Below are 20,005 nucleotides of genomic sequence, written 5' to 3'. Positions count from 1 at the left end.
CTTCGGCGTCGATTTCTGTTGTCATCGACAAGACATTCTCAAGTCATTCGACAGTCATCCGGCGCAACGCCGAGGATCTGGTAAACCATTCCCAGCACCTCGTCACTGTTGGGAGGAGACCGCCGATGGCTGTCCCCGGCTTCCTTGCCCGTTCCCGCATCGTCGCACCGCCTGGCTGGACCCGCTGGCTCGTGCCGCCCGCCGCGCTGTCCATCCACCTGTCGATCGGCCAAGCCTACGCGTGGAGCGTCTTCAAGACGCCGCTGGAGAAGACCCTGGGACTGTCCGGCACGCAATCCGGGCTGCCGTTCCAGCTCGGCATCGTGATGCTGGGCCTGTCCGCCGCGTTCGGCGGCACCTTGGTGGAGCGCAACGGCCCGCGCTGGGCCATGACCGTCGCCACGATCTGTTTCTCCGCCGGGTTCCTGCTCGCCGCGCTCGGCGTCGCGACCGGACAGTTCTGGCTCGTGGTGGCCGGCTACGGCGGGGTCGGCGGGATCGGTCTCGGCATCGGCTACATCTCGCCGGTGTCGACCCTGATCAAGTGGTTCCCGGACCGGCCGGGCATGGCCACCGGGATCGCGATCATGGGCTTCGGCGGCGGCGCGCTCATCGCGTCGCCGTGGTCGTCGGCGATGCTCGGCACCTCGCCCACGACGGGCGACATCGCGACCGCGTTCCTCATCCACGGGATCGTGTACGCGGTGTTCATGACGATGGGCGTGCTGATCGTCCGCGTCCCGGCCGACGACTGGCGTCCGGCGGGGGCGGTGAAGCAGGCCGCGGCCAAGCCGATGATCTCCACGGCGAACGTCTCGGCGGCGAACGCGCTGAAGACGCCGCAGTTCTGGTGTCTCTGGATTGTCTTGTGCCTCAACGTGACCGCGGGCATCGGCATCCTGGAGAAGGCCGCGCCGATGATCAGCGACTTCTTCAAGCACACCTCGGCCCCGGTGAGCACCGCGTCCGCCGCCGGGTTCGTCGCGCTGCTCTCGCTGACCAACATGCTGGGCCGGTTCGTCTGGTCCTCCACGTCGGATCTGGTGGGGCGCAAGAACATCTACCGGTTCTACCTCGGTGTCGGCGCGCTGCTGTACCTCGTGATCGCGTTGACCACCAACGGGTCGAAGCTCGTGTTCGTGCTGTGCGCGATGCTGATCCTGTCCTTCTACGGCGGCGGGTTCGCCACGCTCCCGGCGTACCTCAAGGACCTGTTCGGCACCTATCAGGTCGGCGCGATCCACGGCAGGCTGCTGACCGCGTGGTCGGCGGCGGGCGTGCTCGGGCCGCTGATCGTGGACGGGATCGCGGACAGCCAGAAGGCCGCGGGCAAGACCGGGCCGGACCTGTACCAGCTGTCGTTCTGGATCATGATCGGCCTGCTGGTGGTCGGGTTCGTCGCGAACGAATGCGTGCGCCCGGTGAAGGAGAAGTTCCACGAGCCGACCGGGCAGACCGCGGTGGGGAGTGAGGCCTGATGACGAGTGCCGAGGGCCGTTCCGGCGGCCGGACCGTCCTGCTGGTGATCGCCTGGCTGTGGGTGCTCGCCCCGTTCGCCTACGGCGTGGTCGAGCTGATCCGGAAGGTGGTCGGGCTGTTCGGCGGCTGAGCGCCGCCGGACGGCACTGCTCGAAATCAGGGCTGGACAAATGGTCAAGAGTCGTTGACCATTGTCCCCGTGACTGGGGACGACCAGGCGGGCTATGTCCCGCCCCAAGAATCTGTCCAGGTGGAGACGACCGATCAGCTGCGCGCGGTGAGCAACGTCGTGCGGCACCGCGTGCTCGCGGTGCTGCGCGACGGGCCGGCGACGATCACGCAGGTCGCCGAGCAGCTGGACATCGCGAAAGGCAGTTCCAGCTACCACATGCGGGTGCTGGAGCGGGCCGGGCTCGTGCACGTCGTGCGCACGCGGAAGGTGCGCGGCGTGCTGGAGCGCTACTACGCGCACGTCGGCAAGAGCATCGAGCTGCCCGAACCCGCCGCGGGGCAGCGGGACGTGCTGATGCAGCACGCGATCAACGACCTCGCGACCGCGCCCGAGGGCTCGCACCGGTACGTCCGGATGCAGCACACGCGGATCAGCGAGACGCAGTTCGAGGAGTTCGAGCGCCGGCTGGCCGAACTGCTCGACGATCTGCGGGACGCGCGTGCCGCCGACGAGGCGGCCGCCACTGTCGCGGTCGCGTTCTTCCGTCCGGGGCCGGGTGCGGCCAGATGACCGAACCGAAGATGCCTCCCGCGTTCAATCGCTTGTGGACAGCCGCGACGGTCAGTTCTCTGGGCGACGGCGCGTATGTCGCGGCTTTGCCGCTGCTGGCCCTGCTGCTGGACAGCGATCCGCTGGTGGTCAGCCTGGTGACGGTGGCGGTGCTCGCGCCGTATCCGGTGGCCGGGCTGTTCGCCGGCGCGCTGGTCGACCGCTGGGACCGGCGGCGCACGATGTGGATCGCGGACCTGGCGCGGGCGGTGCTGCTGGTGCTGACGGTCGCCGCGGGCGCGTTCGGCTGGCTCAGCATTCCGGTCCTGCTGGTGGTGGCGTTCCTGCTCGGCACTGGCACGCTGTTCTTCGACACCGCCGCACAGGCATACCTGCCGGATCTGCTTGCCCGGGACCAGACTTTGCTGCGCCGGGCGAACGGCTACCTGCGCGGGGCGTCCACTGCCGCCGGGCAGTTCGCCGGACCGCCGATCGGGAGTTTCCTTTTCACCGTGGGAAGAACGCTGCCGTTCGCGGTGAACGCGCTGACCTACGTGGCCAGTGCGGCGCTGATCCGGACGCTGCCGCCGGCCCCGGTGCCGAAACGCGAACCGGGACGCTCGGTGTGGGCGGACTCGAAGGAGGGTTTCGCTTACGTAGTCAAGGATCGGCTGCTGCTCGGTCTCGCTCTGCGGCCCGCGGTCGGGAACCTGGCGTTCGGTGCTTTCGGGGCGGTGCTGGTGGTTTTCGCGAAGGACGCGCTGGGGCTGCACTCCGCCGGTTACGGCTTCCTGCTCGCGGCGGAAGCCGCCGGGGGCTTGGTGGGTGCGATGGTGCTCGCCGGACCGCTGGAGAAATGGCTCGGCACTGGCACGGCGCTCACCGTGACGGCGGTATTCGAGGGCGGCGCGGTGCTGGTGTTCGGCCTCGCCCGCGATCCCTGGCTCGCCGGGGCGATGTTCGCACTGTGCGGCTGCGCCATGGCTGCCACGATGGTGCTCGGCGGATCGCTGCGACAGGTCGTGGTCCCGGCACGGCTGATGGGCCGGGTCGCCGCAGCGTCGCGCCTGGTCTCGGCCTCGGCCGCACCGGCGGGCGCCGCACTGGGCGGCTGGCTCGCCGCGACGGCCGGAGTCCGAGTGCCGTACGTGGCGGCGGCGGGGGTGCTCGTGTCGATGACTCTGGTTACGATGAGCATGACGAACAACAAGCGGATCGAAGAGGCGCTCGCACGGGCGAAAGAGGCTATGCCGATCGCATAGACGCTGCGGCGATGAAGACTATCGGGAGCACCAAGGTGAGCGGGGAAACCGTGAGCCACACGCGGCGCGCTGGTCGTTTCGGCTGGCCCAGCGAAGCGACCAGTGCGCCGATTCCGGCCGCGACCGGCAGCGCGAAAAGCCCGAACTGCGCGAAGGAAGCGAGCACGATGATCCCGAACACGACCGGCAAGCTCAGTCCCTTCGAGCCAGCCGCCACTCCGACGGCGATCCCGCAGAGCACCAGGGCGCAGACCAGGAACGCGCCGGCGCCGTGCAATGCGCCGGTGAGCGCGACGCGCGCTCGGGTCGGTTCGCTCGGGTCGGGGTCCACGCAACGATCCTGACAGGTCGCGACGCGCGGCGGATGCGTGGAATTACTCGGTTCGGATGCGGCCGAGCAAGCTTTCCCTCGCGGACTCGACGTGATGTTCGGCGACCCGAGCCAGGCGCTCCCGGTCGCCGCTGCGGATCAGCTCCGCCAGTTCCCGATGCTCAGCGACCACGCGAGCCCGGTAGTGCTCATGACCGAGCGAAACCCGTTGCAGCTGAAAGAGAAACACCTGCGACCGCACCGAATGCCACGCCTCGGTCAGGCGGCCGTTGCCCGCGGCGGAGTACACGCGGTCGTGGAACGCGATGTCCAGCGCCAGCAACTCCGGCCCGTCGGCTTTTGACCGGACTGCCGTCGCGAGATCGGCGACCAGTGCGTCTAAGGCGTCCAAATCCTCGTCGGTCGCGGTGGTGCGCGCCGTGACCGCAGCGAGCCGGTCGAGGGCAGCGCGGACCGAATAGACCTCATTGACGTCCTCGGCGGTCACGTCGACCACCGTGGTCGGGCGATGCCAGCCGCAGCGGACCAGGCCTTCCCGGGCCAGCTGGGCGATGCCCTCTCGCACCGAACCGCGGCTGATTTCCAGCGACGCGGCGAGTTCGACCTCGCGCAACGGCGCGCCGGGCCGGAAATGCCCGGCGAAGATCGCTTCGCGCACCCGGTCGGCGGCCTCGTCGGCGAGCCCGCGGCGCGCCGCCTTCCTCAGGGGGGTGACTTCCACGTCCTAATGTTGACATTCGAACATCCGCCAGTCAACGTGAAGAGACCGATCCCCGCGCCGAAGGAGTGCCTCATGGCCGTCCGCCCCGCCTTCCACCTGGCCATACCGGTCGACGACCTGCCGAAAGCCCGCGAGTTCTACGGCGCCGTGCTCGGGCTGGCGGAAGGACGCTCGGCGGAGAAGTGGGTCGACTGGAACTTCCACGGCCACCAGGTCGTCACGCACGTGGTCCCGGGCGCCCGCGCGGAAGCCGGCCGCAATCCGGTCGACGGGCACGACGTGCCGGTGCCGCATTTCGGGCTGGTGCTGGACGTCGACAGCTTCCACGAGCTGGCCGGGCGGCTGCGCGCGGCGGGCACCCAGTTCGTGATCGAGCCGTACCAGCGGTTCGCCGGGGAGCCGGGGGAGCAGTGGACGATGTTCCTGCACGACCCGGCCGGGAACGCGCTGGAGTTCAAGGCTTTCCGCGACGAGACGCAGTTGTTCGCGAAATGAACGTCCTCGTCACCGGAGCCTCGCGCGGGATCGGCCGCGCCATCGCCGTCGCCTTCGCCACCAGGGGCGACCGGATCGCTGTCCACTGTGGATCCAACCGGGAGGCCGCGCGCGAGACGCTCGAGGCACTGCCGGGTTCCGGGCACGTGCTCGTGTCCGGCGACCTCGGCAATCCCGACGCCGCGCGGTGGATCGCCGACGTCGCCGAGGAACAGCTCGGCGGGGTCGACGTGCTGGTCAACAACGCCGCGGTCGGGACCACTCCGGCCACCCGCACCCCCATCAGCGAAATGTCCTATGCGGACTGGCAGGAGGCATGGCGGCGCACGCTGGACGTCAACCTTCTCGGCGCGGCCAATGTCTGCTTCCACGTCGCCCGCCACCTCATCGCCCGCGGCGTGCCCGGCCGGATCGTGAACATCGGGTCGCGCGGGGCGTTCCGCGGCGAGCCCGAATACCTGCCGTACGGCGCGAGCAAGGCCGCGCTGCATTCGTTCGGCCAGTCGATGGCGGTCCAGCTGGCTCCGCACGGCATTTCGGTCACCTCGGTGGCTCCGGGCTTCACCGCGACCGAGCGCGTCGCCGACCGGGTCACCGACGAGGTGCGGGAGCAGAGCCCGTTCGGCCGGGTGGCCCAACCGGAGGAGATCGCCGAAGCGGTGGTGTTCCTGGCCTCGTCGGACACGCCATGGGCGTCCGGCGCGATCCTGGACATGAACGGAGCCTCGCACCTGCGCTGAGCTGTGAGCTGTGTCACGAATGCAGCAAATCGGGGCCGCCGGACGTCCAGAGGGGCGTGCGGATCGCAGGAAAAGTTATCGCTGCCACGCTGTCGACGGTGGTCTTCGCCGGCACGGCCTACGGGTTCTCGACGCTGTCAGCGCTGGACGACATCACGCGCAGCGACGTCATCGGCGCCGGCGGATCGGTGGACGAAGGCCAGAAGCACGCCGACGGGGCGATGGACATCCTGATGGTCGGCCGGGACGCGCGCAAAGGCCCGGACGGGAGCCCGCTCCCGCAGAGCGTGCTGGACGAACTGCGCGCCGGCGCGAACGGCGACGACCTCACCGACACGTTGATCGTGCTGCGGATCCCGGACGGGCAGCAGGAGGTCAAGGCGTTCTCCATCCCGCGCGACTCGTACGTCGCCATGCCCGGCGGAAAGGGCAAGATCAACGCCGCGTTCGGCCGCGGCAAGGCGGCCGAGGCCTCGAGGCTGCGCGCGGCCGGGGAAACCGACAAGGACAAGATCGAGAAGGACTCGATGACCGCGGCGCGCAAGGCGACGCGGCAGGCGGTCGAGGACCTCACCGGCATCACCATCGACCACTACGCCGAGGTCAACCTGCTGAGTTTCTCCGAGATCAGCAAGGCGGTCGGCGGGGTCGAGGTGTGCCTGAAGAAGGCCACCAAGGACGAGAACTCGGGCGCGGACTTCCCGGCGGGCAAACAGCGGCTCTCCGGCGGCGCCGCGCTCGCTTTCGTGCGGCAGCGCGACAACCTGCCCGGCACCGACTTCGGCCGGATGCGGCGGCAGCAGGTGTTCCTCGCCTCGATGGCGCACCAGGTGCTCTCGGCCGGCACGCTCGCGGATCCGGGCAAGCTGAGCGATCTCATCGACGCGGTGAAGCGGTCGGTGGTGCTGGACCAGTCGTGGGACATCCTGGACTTCGTCGGCAAGATGCGGGGAGTGTCCGGCGGCGGCATCCAGTTCACGACGATCCCGGTGGTGAACCCGGACTACCGCTACGACAAATCCCATCCCACGGCGACCGCGGTGCAAGTGGATCCGGCGCAGGTGAAAGCGTTTGCGTCCGGGCTGGTCGGCACGGCCTCGCCCGCCGCGCCGCCTGCCGCGCCGAAAGCCGCGGTGGAGATTTCCAACGCGGGCGGCGCCTCCGGCCTCGCGGCGCGGGTGGCGGATGTGCTGAAGGGCAAGGGATTCGCCGCCACCGCGGAGGGAAACGCGCCGTCGCAGCGGACGTCGGTCGTGCGGTACCCGGCCGCGCTCGCCGCCGAAGGCGCGGAGGTGGCGAAGGAACTGGGCGGACTGTCCGTCAAGGAATCGGCGGACGTTCCGGCGGGGCACATCCAGGTGGTGCTCGGGAAGGTCTACTCGGGACCGGGGGTGTCGGACGGCGGGTCTTCGGTAGGTGTGCCGGTGAAGTCCGATCAGCCGCAGCCGGTCACTTCGGACGGGGACAACTGCATCGACTGACGGCTCGTGAGTGTTGGGGGCGGGTTTCACCGGCGCCAACACTCACGACGCCTTGGCGGCCGAACCCAGCGGTGCCAACGCGTTCGCGCCGGAGAGGCCGGTGCTTCCAGGTGGTGCGGGCATCTCGTGAGCGGCTATCCCGGTTCTAACCGGCATAGCCACTCACGAGCTGATCACGCGTGGTTGTGCGGCTCCAGCCGAATCACGACGGCCTTCGAAACCGGCGTATTCGACTTCTCCGCAACAGAATCCAACGGCACCAACGCATTCGCCTCCGGGAAGTACGCCGCCGCACAGCCGCGAGCCGTCGGGTAAGCCACCGCCCGGAAGCTGGGCGCGCGCCGGTCCCCGTCCCGCCATTCCGAGACCAAGTCCACGATCTCCCCGTCCGCGACCCCCAGCGCGGCCAGGTCGTCCGGGTGCACGAACACGACCCGACGTCCGTCCTCAATGCCGCGATAGCGGTCCGAGAGCCCATAGATCGTCGTGTTGTACTGGTCGTGGCTGCGCAGCGTCTGCAGCAGCAACCGGCCCTCGGGCACCTCGGGATACTCCAGCTCCGACACCGTGAACGTGCCCTTGCCGGTAGCCGTGCCGGTGAACTCCCGCGAGTCGCGCGGCGCGTGCGGCAGCACGAAACCGTCCGGTTCGCGGACGCGCTGGTTGTAGTCGTGGCAGCCCGGCACCACGGCGGCGATGCGGTCGCGGATCAGGTCGTAGTTCTTCTCGAACGACCGCCACGGCACCGAGTGGTCCGCGCCGAGCACCTTCTCCGCCAGCCGGCACACGATCGCGACCTCGGACAGCAGCTCGTCGCTCGCCGGAGCCAGCCGGCCGCGCGAGGCGTGCACCTGCGACATCGAGTCCTCGACCGTCACGAACTGCCGTCCGGATTCCTGTTCGTCGCGCTCGGTGCGGCCGAGCGTCGGCAGGATCAGCGCGGTGCGGCCGGGGACGACGTGCGAGCGGTTGAGCTTCGTCGACACGTGCACGGTCAGCGAGCACGCCCGCAGCGCGTCCGCGGTCCGGTCCGAATCCGGGGTGGCGGAGGCGAAATTGCCGCCCATCGCGAAGAACACCTTGCCGCGGCCGTCGAGCATCGCGCGGATCGAATCGACGGTGTCCCAGCCGTGCTTGCGCGGCACGGCGATGCCGAACTCCCGGTCGAGCGCGTCCATGAACGGCTCGGGCATCTTCTCCCACACGCCCATGGTGCGGTCGCCTTGCACGTTCGAGTGGCCGCGCACCGGGCACAGGCCCGCGCCCGGCTTGCCGATCATCCCGCGCACCAGCGCCAGGTTCACGACCTCGGCGATCGTCGGCACCGCGTGCTTGTGCTGGGTCAGCCCCATCGCCCAGCAGTAGATCGTGCGCTCGGACGTCGCGATCATCCGCGCGATGCGCTCGATCTGCTCGCGCTCAAGGCCGGTCGCCTTCTCGGTCTCCGGCCAGTCGATCTCGCGCAGCTGCTTGGCCCAGTCCTCGAAGCCGTGCGTGGACTTCTCCACGAACTCGCGGTCCACAATGGACCCCGGCGCGGCGTCCTCCCACTGCAGCAGCAGATGCCCGACCGCCTGGAACAGCGCGAGGTCGCCGCCGAGCCGGATCTGCGCGAACTCGTCGGCCAGCGGCGTGCCCTTGCCGACCACTCCGCGCACGTTCTGCGGGTTCTTGAACCGCATCAGCCCGGCCTCGGGCAGCGGGTTGACCGCGACGACCTTCGCGCCGTTGCCCTTCGCCTGTTCCAACGCGGACAGCATCCGCGGGTGGTTCGTGCCGGGGTTCTGCCCGACGACCACGATCAGGTCGGCCTGGTGGATGTCGGCCAGCGACACCGATCCCTTGCCGATGCCGGTGGTCGCCGACAGCGCCGCGCCGGACGATTCGTGGCACATGTTCGAACAGTCCGGCAGGTTGTTCGTGCCGTACGCGCGCACCAGCAGCTGGTACACGAACGCGGCCTCGTTGCTGGTGCGGCCGGAGGTGTAGAAGATCGCTTCGTCCGGGCTCGCCAGGCCGCGCAGTTCGTCGGCGATCACGCCGAACGCCTCGTCCCAGGAGATCGGCTCGTAGTGCGAAGCGCCTTCGCGCAACACCATCGGCTCGGTGAGCCGGCCCTGCTGGCCGAGCCAGTAGTCGGTGCGCTCGTTCAGCTCGGACACCGGATGCGCGGCGAAGAACTCACGCCCGACGCGCCGTTTCGTCGCCTCCTCGGCGACGGCCTTCGCGCCGTTTTCGCAGAACTCCGCCATCTTGCGCTTCTCGCCGTCGACCTGCCGCGGCTCGGGCCACGCGCACCCCGGGCAGTCGAAGCCGTCCCGCTGGTTCAGCAGCCGCAGCGTGCGCGCGGTGCGGACCGGGCCCATCTGCTCCACCCCGCGTGCGAGCGAAACCGCGACTCCCGGGATTCCGGCCGCCCAGCCTTTCGGCTTTCCCACCTCGAGGCGGGCTTCGTCCACGTCACCAGTCGGAGCTTCGCGAGTCATGGGCACATCGTCCGCCTTGGCGCCCGAGAACCCAAGACGGGGGTGGTCACACTGTCTGCTCGCGGTCCCGTTCGCGGCGTTCGGCCCGCAGCAGCGCGCGGTCTGCGGCGGTCACGATCAGCAGCAACCCGCTGGTCACGATCAGCACGACGGCCAGCCGGTGCAGCCCGCCGGAGTCGGCGTGCCCGCCATAGCACTGGGCGATAACCGTCGCCGCGACTATCGCGCCGAGGTATTGCGCGGTCCGGAAGAGACCGCTCGCGGTGCCCATCGTCTCGGCCGGAGTCTCGCGGTACAGCGTCGTCTGGTTGGCGACGCTGGTGAGCCCTTGCGCCAGACCGAACAGCGCGGCGAGCACGAGGAGCCAGATCAACGCGGTGCCGTCGTTCACGAACAGCAGTGCGACGGAGCCCGCGAGGAGTGCGGCGCCGACCAGCAGCAGGCGAAGCCGGACGCCGGTCGGTCGGCCCGACAGCGCGGCCGCGCCCACCGCGACCCCGGACATCGGCAGAAGCAGCAGCCCTGCAGCGGATTCGGCGAACCCGCGGGCCTCTTCGAGCCACTGCACGTAGCCGAACATGATCGTGTAGATCGCCAGGAAACTCAGTGCCTGCCGCAAATACGTGCGCAGGACCGGACCGTTCGCGGCGAGCATCCGCAGGTCGATGAACGGCTTCCGGGCGCGCAGTTCCACTCGCACGAACAGTGCGCCGAGCACGATCGCCGCGGCCAGCAGCCACAGATCGCCGATGCCGGGTGCCATCAGGTAGCACAGCAACACCAGCAGCGCGGCGGAAAACAGCGCGATCCCGGCGACGTCGATCCGCTCGGATGGCTTTTCTGCCGGAGTGTCCTTCGGCACCCAAAGCAGAGTCAGCACGAGGGAAATCCCAGCCAGCGGCAGGTTCACCGCGAAGATCGCCGGCCAGCCGAAGAGCACGATCAGCACGCCGCCGAGCGTCGGGCCGATCACCATGACCGTCTGCGCGGACATCGCCAGCACGGACAACACCCGCGCGGGCACGCCTTCGCCGATCTCGTCGGCGCGCCGCCGCAGCACCGCCATCGCGGCCGGGAACCCGGCGCAGGTGCCGATGCCGAGCACCGCCCGGACGCCGGTAAGCCATTCGACCGAGATCGGGATCATCCCGGCGATCCCGGCCACCATCACCACGGCTGCGCCGCCGAGCAGCACGCGCCGCGCGCCGTAACGGTCCACGAGCAGCCCGACGACCGGCTGCCCGACCGCCGTGGCCAGGTACAACGAGGAAATCAGCCAGGCCGTGCGGCCCGGTCCGGCGCCGAAGGCCTGCCCGATCGGGACGAGCGCGACGGCGATGAGCGTGGAGTTGATCGGATTCAGCACGGCGCTCGCGACCAGCGGGGTCACCAGGCGCGCGCCGAAGCGGGATTTCGCGGGGGCGGTCGCGGTGTTCGTCAGTGCTCCTCAGGTCAAGGGGTCAGCGCTGGGCTATCCGCTGCAGCAAGGGCAGCGCGCGCCGGACCGTTTCGAGTTCGTCCTCGGAGAGTTCGTCGGCCAGCGCGGCGGCGAGCCATTCGTCGCGGTGCTGCCGGATCCCGATGACGGTCTTGGCGCCGAGATCGGAGAGGGAAATCACGACGCGCCTGCCGTCGGCGGGGTCGCGCGTGCGGTTCAGATAACCGAGCGTGTCGAGCACGCCGAGCGTGGCGGCCATGGACTGCTGCCGGACGTGCTCCGCCGCGGCGAGTTCGGCCTGGGTCCCGGGACCCTCGCGATGCAGCCGGTTGAGCACGGCGGTCTGGGTCGGCGTGAGGATCTCGGCGTTGTCGACCTGCCGCAACCGGCGATGCAGCTGGCCGACGACGCCGCGGATCCAGCCTGCGGACTCGGCGACGTGCGGCGGGACGGACGGGTCTTCGGACATAAGCACAGTCTAGCCTGTTGAGTCCGGACTGTGCATCCTCGGCCCGAAAGCTGTGAAGGGCTCCTTGAAGGAATCTGATTCCTTCAAGGAGCCCTTCACGGACTTCGAGCTAGAGCGGCTGGTTGCTGGCCGAGCCGGGAGAACCGAGCCCGACGACGTACCCGATCTTCACCTCGTTCACCCCGATCGGCTGAACCTGGTGCACCACGACCGCCGCCGCGAGCAGCAGCACCAGGCCGGCGATCGCGGCGATCCCGGGCCAGCGGCTCGGGACCGCGCCGCCGCGGCCGTACACCGGGGCCGGGGCGGTTCGGCGTTCGCGCTTGCGCCGCTTCTTCATGTCCTTCTTGGCGCCGAGCCACGCGTCCCGCTGGGCGTGCTTGCGCCACTCCGGGTCCATGAGGTCCGGATGGGTTTCCATCCGGTCGTCCGGATCCTCCGGCCGAGTCATCGGCGCACCGCCTTTCCCCCTGCGTAACCCCGCCGCGGCGGGTTCGTAGACTTGTCCATTGTGACCGAGAACGCTCCGCAGCAGAAAACCGACCTTCCGGGTGCCTGGGACCCGGCCGCCGAGGAAGCCCCGATGTACGACCGCTGGGTAGCGGCCGGGTATTTCACGGCCGACGCCTCGTCGGAGAAGCCGCCGTTCTCGATCGTACTGCCGCCGCCGAACGTGACCGGCAGCCTGCACATGGGCCACGCGCTCAACCACACCCTGATGGACGCGATGAGCCGCCGCCGCCGGATGCAGGGCTACGAGGTGCTGTGGCTGCCGGGCATGGACCACGCGGGCATCGCGACGCAGAACGTCGTCGAGCGCCAGCTGGCCGGCGAGGGCCTGTCGCGCCACGACCTGGGCCGCGAGAAGTTCGTCGAGCGCGTCTGGGAGTGGAAGGCCGAGTACGGCGGCAAGATCCTCGGCCAGATGAAGCGCCTCGGCGACGGCGTCGACTGGTCGCGCGAGCGCTTCACCATGGACGAGAACCTGTCCAAGGCCGTCCAGACGGTGTTCAAGAACTTCTACGACGCCGGCCTGATCTACCGCGCCGAGCGGATCATCAACTGGTGCCCGCGCTGCCAGACGGCGCTGTCGGACATCGAGGTCGACCACAGCGACGACGACGGCGAACTCGTGTCGATCCGCTATGGCGACGGCGACGCCTCGATCGTCGTGGCCACCACGCGCGCCGAGACGATGCTGGGCGACACCGCGGTGGCCGTGCACCCGGACGACGAGCGCTACGCGCACTTGGTCGGCACCGAGATCGAGCTGCCGCTGACCGGCCGGAAGATCCCGGTGGTCGCGGACCGGCACGTCGACCCGGAGTTCGGCACCGGCGCGGTCAAGGTGACCCCGGCGCACGACCCGAACGACTTCGAGATCGGCCGCCGCCACGACCTGCCGATGCTGACCGTGATGAACGAGCGCGCCGAGGTCACCGTGCCCGGTCCGTTCGAGGGCCTGGACCGGTTCGAGGCGCGGCCCGCGGTGGTCGCCGCGCTGCGCGAACAGGGCCGGATCGTCGCGGAGAAGCGGCCGTACGTGCACGCGGTCGGGCACTGCTCCCGCTGCGACACGGTCGTCGAGCCGCGGCTGTCGCTGCAGTGGTGGGTCAAGGTCGCGGAGCTGGCCCAGGCCGCCGGCGACGCGGTCCGCGACGGGCGCACGAAGATTCACCCGGCGGAGCTGGAGAAGCGGTACTTCGACTGGGTCGACAACATGCACGACTGGACGATTTCGCGCCAGCTGTGGTGGGGGCACCGCATTCCGGTCTGGTACGGGCCGGACGGCGAGGTCGTGTGCGTGGGGCCGGACGAGCAGCCGCCGTCGGGCGAGGGCTGGACGCAGGATCCGGACGTGCTCGACACGTGGTTCTCGTCGGGGCTCTGGCCGATGTCGACGATGGGCTGGCCGGGCGAGACCGCGGATCTGGCGAAGTTCTATCCGACCAGCGTGCTGTCCACCGGGTACGACATCCTGTTCTTCTGGGTCGTGCGGATGATGATGTTCGGCGTGCAGGAGATGGACGGGCGGCAGCCGTTCGACCATGTTTATCTGCACGGGCTGATTCGCGACGCTAATGGCAAGAAGATGTCGAAGTCGCGGGGGAATGTCATCGATCCGCTGGAGTGGATGGACGCTTACGGCGCGGACGCCACTCGGTTCACGCTTGCGCGGGGGGCCAATCCGGGGACGGACATGGCGCTGGCGGACGAGTGGGCCGCCGGGTCGCGGAATTTCTGCACGAAGCTGTGGAATGCCAGCAAGTTCGCGATGATGAACGGGGCGACTGTTGAGGGGGCGCTGCCTCCTGCTGCCGAGTTGACCGAGTCGGATCGGTGGATTCTCGGGCGGCTCGCCGGGCTGGTGTCCGAAGTGGACGGACTGTTCGAGGACTTCCAGTTCGCCAAGGTCGCCAATGCGCTGTACCAGTTCACGTGGAACGAGTTGTGCGACTGGTATTTGGAGCTGGCCAAGGTTCAGCTGTACCAAGGGGATTCCGCGCGGGTCGAGGCTACGCAGAAGGTGCTCGGGCATGTGCTGGACACTGTGCTGCGGCTGCTGCATCCGTTTGTTCCGTTTGTGACGGAGAAGCTGTGGACGGCGTTGACCGGTGGCGAGTCGTTGGTGATCGCGGCTTGGCCGTCGGCGGTCGAGGGGTACGCGGATCCGGTTGCGGATGCTCGGATCGCTGATGTGCAGAAGCTGATTACCGAGATTCGGCGGTTCCGGGCCGATCAGGGGTTGAAGCCTGGGCAGAAGGTTGCTGCTCGGTTGGCGGGGGAGGCGTTCCCGGAGGGGCATTCTGGTGCGATTCGGTCGTTGGTGCGGCTGACCGAGCCGGAGGACGGGTTCTCGGTCAGTGCTTCGTTGGAGGTTGCGCTGGCTGGTGGCGTGGTGACGGTGGAGTTGGATACTTCCGGGACCATTGACGTCGCTGCTGAGCGGAAGCGGTTGGAGAAGGACCTCGGGGCTGCGCGGAAGGAATTGGCGCAGACTGAGGGGAAGCTGGGGAATGAGGCGTTTATCGCGAAGGCGCCGGAGCAGGTGATCGAGAAGATCAAGGTGCGGCGGGAGACTGCGGTGGCTGATATTGGGCGGATTGAGGCTCGGTTGGCTGCGTTGCCTGCTTCCTGAGGTCGGGGGCGGGGGCGTCGGCGGCTCGTCGCCTGGCGGCGACATTGCGCCTCGTTTGGTGGGGGCACCCCGAAGCTGATGGTGATGACGGACGGCGGGTGCTTGTCAAGGCGGGAAAGATGCCTTGACAAGCACCCGCCGTCCGCATTTTTGGCTTCGTATCGGGGTGCGGGGGTGGTGTGGGTGCCTGGTGGATTGGGTGCGCGTGTCGCGTTGAGGAGGTGGGCGCGGGGCTTGGGGGTGTGGTGAGTTGGGTTCGCGGGTGCGGTTTGGCGGGTGGGCGCGCGGTTTGGGTGCGTTGGTGGGTTTGTGTGCGCGGGCTGCGGTTGGGTGGTGGGTGCGCGCGGCTTGGGTGCGTGGCGCGCGTTGGGGTCGCGGGTGCCGGGTGGTCGTGAGGGGACCCCTGAGGGAATCAGATTCCCTCAGGGGTCCCCTCACGGCGTTTCAGCGGAGTTGTTGGCGGATTACTTTTGCTTCGCCTGCCATGCCTGCGTAGAGCGGGTGGTAGGCGGCTGCGGCCAGTAGGTTCAGGTCTTTGCCGTTGATCCAGGCGACGCCTGGGGGCTGGCAGGCGTCGTGGCCGAAGGACGGGGTGTAGGTGTCCACATAGGACGATTGGCCGTCGGCTGCGACTGCGTTGCTTACGGCGGAGTTCAGGGCCTGTTCGACGCTGGAGAGCCAGGCGTAGTCGCCGTTCGCGAAGGGCAGGACGTCGGGGCAGTAGCCCGTCGCGGGGGCGATGCGCGGGTAGCCGATGGCGAGCACCTTCGCGTGCGGCGAGCGGGCGTGGATTCCGGCCAGTACCTGCTGGATGGCTGCCTGCGTCTTGGGGAGCAGCGCCTTGATGGTGTCTACGCCGTCAACGGTGAAGTGCTGCTGGCACGGATTTCCGGTCGGGTCCGAGTCGCGGAGGGGCGGGCAGGTGTCCACCAGTTTGCCGAACAGGCCGGAGTCGTTGCCGCCGATGCCGACGGTCACCAGGTCGGTGTCGGGGCGCAGGGCGGAGAGCTGCGGGGCGTTCTGGCCTAGCGGCACGTTTTGCGGGTTGGCCATGTTCGAGGTGTCCGCACCGCCGCAGCTGACGTCGGTGAAGCGGTCTACGTCCAGGGAGTCCGCCAGCAACGACGGATAGTTGGACGTCGAGCGGAAGCAGCCGAGCGGATCCAGCCGGGGCAGCGGGATGAGCGGCCCCGACGTGTAGGAGTCGCCTAAGGCGACGTAGTGGCGGTAGTGCCGGGGCGCGGCGCTCGCGGCCGCCGCCGTCGACAGAAGCAGTGCGACCGCGGCGATTGCGGCCAGCACTATCCGGATGATGCGCATGCGAACCCCGTCCTCCCGAGCGGTACGACTCGCTTTACCTTTCGGCAACGGGGTCCGGAGCGCCCTCCGCCGATCGGGTGGTCGGGGCGGAGTTTCACCCGGCTGCGGGGTGATCTGCGGGTTTCCGCCAGGTCAGCAGGTGCCGCCAGAACACGAGCGGGCGGACGGTGCTGCCGGGGAGCAGGCGCGCGGCGTCCCGGCGGACGTCGTTCAGCGGCGGGAATTTCATGTGCACCGGGGCCTTGGCGACGGGGTCCGCGCCGCCGTTGAGCTGGTCTCCGGCGAAGACGATCAGCCTGGCCAGGGCGTTCGTCGGGACGGCGACGAGTTCGCGTGAGTAGTCGCTCGGACGGCTGGGGCGGGCGCAGCCGAGAACCGCGAGTACGCCGCCGGGGGCGAGGGCGTTGCGCAGTCTCGTGACGGTGTCGAACGGGACGTGGTGCAGAGACGCGAGGCAGGAGATGAAGGCGTAGGACTCGGGTTCCAGCAGTTCGGTCGTCACGTCCGCGCGGCGGTATTCCACAGTGCCTGGTCCTGGCGAACCGGCGGCGGCTGCTCGCGTGACCATTTCGTCCGAAGTGTCGATGCCTTCGACGGTCATTCCGGCGGCCGCCAGCTTGCGCGCGAAGCGGCCGTCGCCGCAGCCGACGTCCAGGGCTCGGCCGGGGCCTGGCGGCAGGAGCCGGAGCAGCGTCGGGTGATAGTGGTGGTTGTGGTCGAAGGGCATGGGCCCGACCTTGCCACGGATCGCTGCGGGCGTGATCGCGCCGAAGCCCCGGGGCCGCTGGGCGCAAGGCGGCCCCGGGTACGCTCGAGGGTGTGCCGGGCCGAACCTTTCGCCTGGTCTTCCCGGTCGCGCGACCGCGCCGGGACAGCGACTTCAAGGAGTGCACGAGTGCCGCGCGGTGACGAGCCCGAGGAGACCCGGCGGCCGGATCTCGCCGATCCGGACAGTTTCGCGGGGGTCGACGAACTGGGCGCGCTCGCGCACAGCGATTCCCACGACACCGAGGACGACCCCGGCAACGAGCTGGAACCGGACCTCGACGCGCCGGACGCGGCCTACACCGTCGGCGGCGGGTCGCGCGGCGGGATCGGCGGCATCGGCCAGCTCGGCGACAACCTGGCGCTCGGCCCGGTCCCGGACCTGCACGCCGAAGAGGGCACCGAGCTGCACGAACTCGACGACGAGGGCGCGCCGGCCGAGTTCGGCGACGAGAACGGCCCGGAGGCCCGCCGCGACCTGATGGCCGCCGAGGCCGAGCTGAACCAGCGCTGGCCGGAGACGAAGCTCGAACCGTCGCTCACCCGGATCCAGGCGCTGATGACGCTGCTCGGCGAGCCGAACCAGGGCTACCCGGTGGTGCACGTCGCGGGCACGAACGGCAAGGGCTCGGTCGCCCGGATGGTCGATTCGCTGCTGACCCGCATGGGCCTGCGTTCGGGCCGCTACACGAGCCCGCACCTGCAGCTCGTCACCGAGCGGATCGCGCTCGACGGCCGCCCGGTCTCCGCCGCCCGCTACGCGCAGCTGTACCAGGACATCGCGCCGTACGTGGCGATGGTGGACGGCGCGAGCGAGGACGGCGTGCCGATGAGCAAGTTCGAGGTGCTCACCGGGATGGCGTTCGCGGCATTCGCCGACGCCCCGGTCGAGGCCGCGGTGATCGAGGCCGGCATGGGCGGCGCGTGGGACGCGACGAACGTGGCCGACGCCCAGGTCGCGGTCATCACGCCGATCGGGCTGGACCACACCGAATACCTCGGCCCGACGGCGGTCGACGCGGCCGCGGAGAAGGCCGGGATCATCAAGCCGGGGTCGGTCGCGGTGATCGGCGAGCAGGACCCCGAGGTGCTGAACGTCCTGCTGAAGCGCACGGTCGAGGTCGACGCCGCGGTGGCGCGCGCGGGCAGCGAGTTCGGCGTGCTCGAACGCGAGGTCGCGGTCGGCGGGCAGATGCTGAAGCTGCAGGGCCTCGGCGGCGTGTACGACGAGATCTTCCTGCCGCTGCACGGCGCGCACCAGGCGGCGAACGCGGCGCTCGCGCTGGCCGCGGTCGAGGCGTTTTTCGGGGCGGGCAAAGACAAACAGCTCGTGGTGGAGGCAGTGCGCGAGGCGTTCGCCGAGGTCGAGAACCCCGGCCGGCTCGAACGCGTGCGGGCCGCTCCGGCGGTCATGGTCGACGCCGCGCACAACCCGATGGGCGCGCGGGCGCTCGCCGCGACGATCACCGACGAGTTCAACTTCCGCCGGCTCGTCGCGGTCGTCGGCGTGCTGGCCGACAAGGACGCGCGCGGCATCCTGGACGCGCTGGAGCCGGTGGTGTCCGACGTCGTGGTCACGCGCAGCTCGTCGCCGCGGTCGCTGCCGGTCGAGGACCTGGCCGAGCTGGCCGTGTCGATCTTCGGCGAGGACCGCGTGCTCGCGGAACCCGACCTGGAGACCGCGATCGAGACCGCGATCGGCCTCGTGGAGCAGAACGACGACCCGGAGGAACCGCTCGCGGGCGGCGGCGTGCTGGTGACCGGATCCGTGGTCACCGCGGGCGACGCGCGCACGCTGTTCGGGAAGGAGCCAGCGTGAGCGAGACCCCGGAAACACCCGATACGCCTGACACGCCGGTCAAGCCGCCCGCGAAAGACCCGATGAAGGGCTTCCGCGGCGTTATGGCGGGCACTCTGATCATGGAAGCGATCACCGTCGCGCTGGCGCTGCCGGTGGTCGCCAAACTCGGCGGCGGCATCACCAGCTTCACCGGCTGGACGGTCATCGCGCTGGCCGTGGTGCTGATCGTGCTGTGCGGGATGCTCAAGCACGTCTGGGCGGTGCCGGTGATCCTGCTGCTGCAGCTGGCGATCATCGGGATCGGGATCACCCAGCCCGCGATCGCGATCATCGGCATCATCTTCCTGGCCGCGTTCCTGTGGTTCCTCTGGCTGCGCCGGGACGTCGCGCGCCGGATGGCCGCGGGCACGCTGCCGAGCCAGCAGCCGCAGGCTCAGCGGTAGACGCTGACCTCGATCAGGTTTCGGTCCGGGTCGCGGAAGTAGACGCTGCGGATCGGCCCGGTCGCACCGGTGCGGTCGACCGGGCCTTCCTCGATCGGCACGCCGTGCGCGGCCAGCTCTTCGACGACCTGCTCCAGCGAATCGGCGGTGATCAGGCAGAGATCCGCGCTGCCCGGCGTCGGCCGGTCCGCCTTGGGTTCGAACTCGTGCCCCGCCTCGTGCAGGTTGATCTTGCTGCTGCCGAACGTCAGCGCCTTGCGGCCGGCCCCGAAGGTCACCTCGGTCATGCCGAGGACGCGCGTGTAGAAATCCACCGTCGCTTCGAGGTCGGCGACGGTGAGGACGAGGTGGTCGAGCCGGTCGATGCGCATGGTTTCACCCTATTCCGATGTAACGGCCGGGCCGCCATGGCGACGGTGCAAGTGTGATCGTGGTGCGCGAGCTGAGCGTGGACAACTGGGCGGAGTGGCGCGACCTCCGGCTGGCGGCGCTGCGCGAGGACCCGGAGGCGTTCAGCTCGAAACTCGCGGACTGGCAAGGCGAAGGCGACGCTGAAACTCGCTGGCGGGCCCGGTTGCGCGACGTGTCGCTCAACGTCCTCGCCGACCTCGACGGCGTTCCGGCGGGAATGGTCAGCGGACATCTTTCCGAGCGCGGCGACAAAGCGGAACTGATGTCGATGTGGGTCGCTCCTTCGGCGCGCGGCAGGGGAGTCGGGGACGCGCTCGTCCGGGCCGTCGTGCGCTGGAGCGAAGGGCGTGGGGCAGGCGAGCTGGCACTGCGCGTTGCGGGCGGAAACGAGTACGCGCTGGCCTTGTACGAACGGCACGGGTTCGTGGCGCGTCCGGCCAAGGAAGGCCCTTGCGAGCACGAGATGGTTCGGGAAGCGCACCGAGCGTGACGACTGGCTGTGA

The 20,005-nt window shown here is 69.5% G+C and carries 20 protein-coding genes; 11 read left to right on the top strand and 9 right to left on the bottom strand.

What is annotated here, in order from left to right; translation table 11 throughout:
• Positions 1–125 precede the first annotated feature (125 nt).
• From ACZ7OI_RS21090 to ACZ7OI_RS21075, 4 genes are all read left to right on the top strand, one after another.
• Positions 126–1,478: an L-lactate MFS transporter gene (locus ACZ7OI_RS21090; protein WP_470265876.1), complete on the top strand. Its 1,353-nt coding sequence runs from the start codon at positions 126–128 to the stop codon at positions 1,476–1,478.
• A complete protein-coding gene (locus ACZ7OI_RS21085; RefSeq protein WP_470265875.1) occupies positions 1,478–1,609 on the top strand; it encodes an MFS transporter small subunit in 132 nt (43 codons plus the stop codon). The genes ACZ7OI_RS21090 and ACZ7OI_RS21085 overlap by 1 nt, the downstream gene beginning before the upstream one ends.
• 69 nt (positions 1,610–1,678) lie before the next feature.
• The gene (locus ACZ7OI_RS21080) at positions 1,679–2,221 is read left to right on the top strand and encodes an ArsR/SmtB family transcription factor (RefSeq protein ID WP_470265874.1); all 543 of its coding nucleotides are present in this window, start codon (positions 1,679–1,681) and stop codon (positions 2,219–2,221) included.
• Complete coding sequence (locus tag ACZ7OI_RS21075; RefSeq protein WP_470265873.1) at positions 2,218–3,462, top strand: MFS transporter; 1,245 nt, start codon at positions 2,218–2,220, stop codon at positions 3,460–3,462. Before ACZ7OI_RS21080 ends, ACZ7OI_RS21075 begins: the two co-directional genes overlap by 4 nt.
• Here the strand turns inward: ACZ7OI_RS21075 and ACZ7OI_RS21070 are convergent.
• Both ACZ7OI_RS21070 and ACZ7OI_RS21065 read right to left on the bottom strand, forming a co-directional pair.
• On the bottom strand, positions 3,446–3,793 hold the full coding sequence (locus ACZ7OI_RS21070; protein ID WP_470265872.1) for a hypothetical protein: 348 nt from the start codon (positions 3,791–3,793) through the stop codon (positions 3,446–3,448). The two genes, ACZ7OI_RS21075 and ACZ7OI_RS21070, sit on opposite strands and share 17 nt — an antisense overlap.
• A 43-nt stretch (positions 3,794–3,836) precedes the next feature.
• Positions 3,837–4,514, bottom strand: coding sequence for a GntR family transcriptional regulator (locus tag ACZ7OI_RS21065; RefSeq protein ID WP_470265871.1), 678 nt, complete (start codon positions 4,512–4,514; stop codon positions 3,837–3,839).
• A 72-nt stretch (positions 4,515–4,586) separates the two neighbouring features.
• On the opposite strand from ACZ7OI_RS21065, the gene ACZ7OI_RS21060 reads away from it, so the two are divergent.
• Genes ACZ7OI_RS21060 through ACZ7OI_RS21050 form a run of 3 tightly spaced genes read left to right on the top strand, consistent with a single transcriptional unit; the run spans position 4,587 to position 7,230 of the window.
• On the top strand, positions 4,587–5,009 hold the full coding sequence (locus ACZ7OI_RS21060; RefSeq protein WP_470265870.1) for a VOC family protein: 423 nt from the start codon (positions 4,587–4,589) through the stop codon (positions 5,007–5,009).
• Complete coding sequence (locus tag ACZ7OI_RS21055; protein WP_470265869.1) at positions 5,006–5,749, top strand: SDR family NAD(P)-dependent oxidoreductase; 744 nt, start codon at positions 5,006–5,008, stop codon at positions 5,747–5,749. Before ACZ7OI_RS21060 ends, ACZ7OI_RS21055 begins: the two co-directional genes overlap by 4 nt.
• A 56-nt stretch (positions 5,750–5,805) precedes the next feature.
• A complete protein-coding gene (locus tag ACZ7OI_RS21050; protein WP_470265868.1) occupies positions 5,806–7,230 on the top strand; it encodes an LCP family protein in 1,425 nt (474 codons plus the stop codon).
• Positions 7,231–7,403: 173 nt separating this feature from the next.
• Here the strand turns inward: ACZ7OI_RS21050 and ACZ7OI_RS21045 are convergent, their stop codons facing one another.
• The 4 genes from ACZ7OI_RS21045 to ACZ7OI_RS21030 all read right to left on the bottom strand — a co-directional run bounded on the left by ACZ7OI_RS21045 (position 7,404) and on the right by ACZ7OI_RS21030 (position 12,074).
• On the bottom strand, positions 7,404–9,716 hold the full coding sequence (locus tag ACZ7OI_RS21045) for an FdhF/YdeP family oxidoreductase (protein WP_470265867.1): 2,313 nt from the start codon (positions 9,714–9,716) through the stop codon (positions 7,404–7,406).
• Positions 9,717–9,762: 46 nt separating this feature from the next.
• Entirely contained in the window at positions 9,763–11,106 is a 1,344-nt protein-coding gene (locus ACZ7OI_RS21040) for an MFS transporter (protein WP_470265866.1), read from the bottom strand.
• A gap of 70 nt (positions 11,107–11,176) precedes the next feature.
• Positions 11,177–11,623: a MarR family winged helix-turn-helix transcriptional regulator gene (locus ACZ7OI_RS21035; RefSeq protein WP_470265865.1), complete on the bottom strand. Its 447-nt coding sequence runs from the start codon at positions 11,621–11,623 to the stop codon at positions 11,177–11,179.
• Between the two features lie 109 nt (positions 11,624–11,732).
• On the bottom strand, positions 11,733–12,074 hold the full coding sequence (locus ACZ7OI_RS21030; protein ID WP_470265864.1) for a hypothetical protein: 342 nt from the start codon (positions 12,072–12,074) through the stop codon (positions 11,733–11,735).
• 60 nt (positions 12,075–12,134) lie between these two features.
• On the opposite strand from ACZ7OI_RS21030, the gene ACZ7OI_RS21025 reads away from it, so the two are divergent.
• Positions 12,135–14,762 (top strand): valine--tRNA ligase, encoded by a 2,628-nt coding sequence (locus ACZ7OI_RS21025; RefSeq protein ID WP_470265863.1) that lies wholly within the window; start codon positions 12,135–12,137, stop codon positions 14,760–14,762.
• 444 nt (positions 14,763–15,206) lie between these two features.
• On the opposite strand, the gene ACZ7OI_RS21020 is transcribed toward ACZ7OI_RS21025, so the two are convergent.
• Complete coding sequence (locus tag ACZ7OI_RS21020) at positions 15,207–16,082, bottom strand: SGNH/GDSL hydrolase family protein (RefSeq protein ID WP_470265862.1); 876 nt, start codon at positions 16,080–16,082, stop codon at positions 15,207–15,209.
• A 94-nt stretch (positions 16,083–16,176) separates the two neighbouring features.
• Positions 16,177–16,809: a class I SAM-dependent methyltransferase gene (locus tag ACZ7OI_RS21015; RefSeq protein WP_470265861.1), complete on the bottom strand. Its 633-nt coding sequence runs from the start codon at positions 16,807–16,809 to the stop codon at positions 16,177–16,179.
• Positions 16,810–16,977: 168 nt separating this feature from the next.
• Between ACZ7OI_RS21015 and folC the strand changes: the two genes are divergently transcribed.
• Positions 16,978–18,666: a bifunctional tetrahydrofolate synthase/dihydrofolate synthase gene (folC, locus tag ACZ7OI_RS21010; protein WP_470265860.1), complete on the top strand. Its 1,689-nt coding sequence runs from the start codon at positions 16,978–16,980 to the stop codon at positions 18,664–18,666.
• Positions 18,667–18,728: 62 nt separating this feature from the next.
• Positions 18,729–19,091 (top strand): DUF4233 domain-containing protein, encoded by a 363-nt coding sequence (locus tag ACZ7OI_RS21005; protein WP_470265998.1) that lies wholly within the window; start codon positions 18,729–18,731, stop codon positions 19,089–19,091.
• Here ACZ7OI_RS21005 and ACZ7OI_RS21000 read toward each other — a convergent pair.
• The gene (locus ACZ7OI_RS21000) at positions 19,082–19,462 is read right to left on the bottom strand and encodes a VOC family protein (protein ID WP_470265859.1); all 381 of its coding nucleotides are present in this window, start codon (positions 19,460–19,462) and stop codon (positions 19,082–19,084) included. The genes ACZ7OI_RS21005 and ACZ7OI_RS21000 overlap by 10 nt on opposite strands.
• A 53-nt stretch (positions 19,463–19,515) precedes the next feature.
• Between ACZ7OI_RS21000 and ACZ7OI_RS20995 the strand changes: the two genes are divergently transcribed.
• A complete protein-coding gene (locus tag ACZ7OI_RS20995) occupies positions 19,516–19,992 on the top strand; it encodes a GNAT family N-acetyltransferase (RefSeq protein ID WP_470265858.1) in 477 nt (158 codons plus the stop codon).
• Positions 19,993–20,005 lie beyond the last annotated feature (13 nt).

This window comes from Amycolatopsis sp. NPDC114503 (assembly GCF_055633655.1).
The sequence above is the reverse complement of the archived record's forward strand: the minus strand, read 5'-3'. Positions and strand labels throughout refer to the sequence as shown.

What these genes read in the sequence shown, in the direction of transcription:
- ACZ7OI_RS21020 (WP_470265862.1), bottom strand. Translation starts at nt 16,082, where the DNA reads ATGCGCATCATCCGGATAGTGCTGGCCGCAATCGCCGCGGTCGCACTG.
- ACZ7OI_RS21085 (WP_470265875.1), top strand. Translation starts at nt 1,478, where the DNA reads ATGACGAGTGCCGAGGGCCGTTCCGGCGGCCGGACCGTCCTGCTGGTG.
- ACZ7OI_RS21045 (WP_470265867.1), bottom strand. Translation starts at nt 9,716, where the DNA reads ATGACTCGCGAAGCTCCGACTGGTGACGTGGACGAAGCCCGCCTCGAG.
- ACZ7OI_RS21000 (WP_470265859.1), bottom strand. Translation starts at nt 19,462, where the DNA reads ATGCGCATCGACCGGCTCGACCACCTCGTCCTCACCGTCGCCGACCTC.
- ACZ7OI_RS21090 (WP_470265876.1), top strand. Translation starts at nt 126, where the DNA reads ATGGCTGTCCCCGGCTTCCTTGCCCGTTCCCGCATCGTCGCACCGCCT.
- ACZ7OI_RS21055 (WP_470265869.1), top strand. Translation starts at nt 5,006, where the DNA reads ATGAACGTCCTCGTCACCGGAGCCTCGCGCGGGATCGGCCGCGCCATC.
- ACZ7OI_RS21035 (WP_470265865.1), bottom strand. Translation starts at nt 11,623, where the DNA reads ATGTCCGAAGACCCGTCCGTCCCGCCGCACGTCGCCGAGTCCGCAGGC.
- ACZ7OI_RS21030 (WP_470265864.1), bottom strand. Translation starts at nt 12,074, where the DNA reads ATGACTCGGCCGGAGGATCCGGACGACCGGATGGAAACCCATCCGGAC.
- ACZ7OI_RS21005 (WP_470265998.1), top strand. Translation starts at nt 18,729, where the DNA reads ATGAAGGGCTTCCGCGGCGTTATGGCGGGCACTCTGATCATGGAAGCG.
- ACZ7OI_RS21015 (WP_470265861.1), bottom strand. Translation starts at nt 16,809, where the DNA reads ATGCCCTTCGACCACAACCACCACTATCACCCGACGCTGCTCCGGCTC.
- ACZ7OI_RS21075 (WP_470265873.1), top strand. Translation starts at nt 2,218, where the DNA reads ATGACCGAACCGAAGATGCCTCCCGCGTTCAATCGCTTGTGGACAGCC.
- ACZ7OI_RS21060 (WP_470265870.1), top strand. Translation starts at nt 4,587, where the DNA reads ATGGCCGTCCGCCCCGCCTTCCACCTGGCCATACCGGTCGACGACCTG.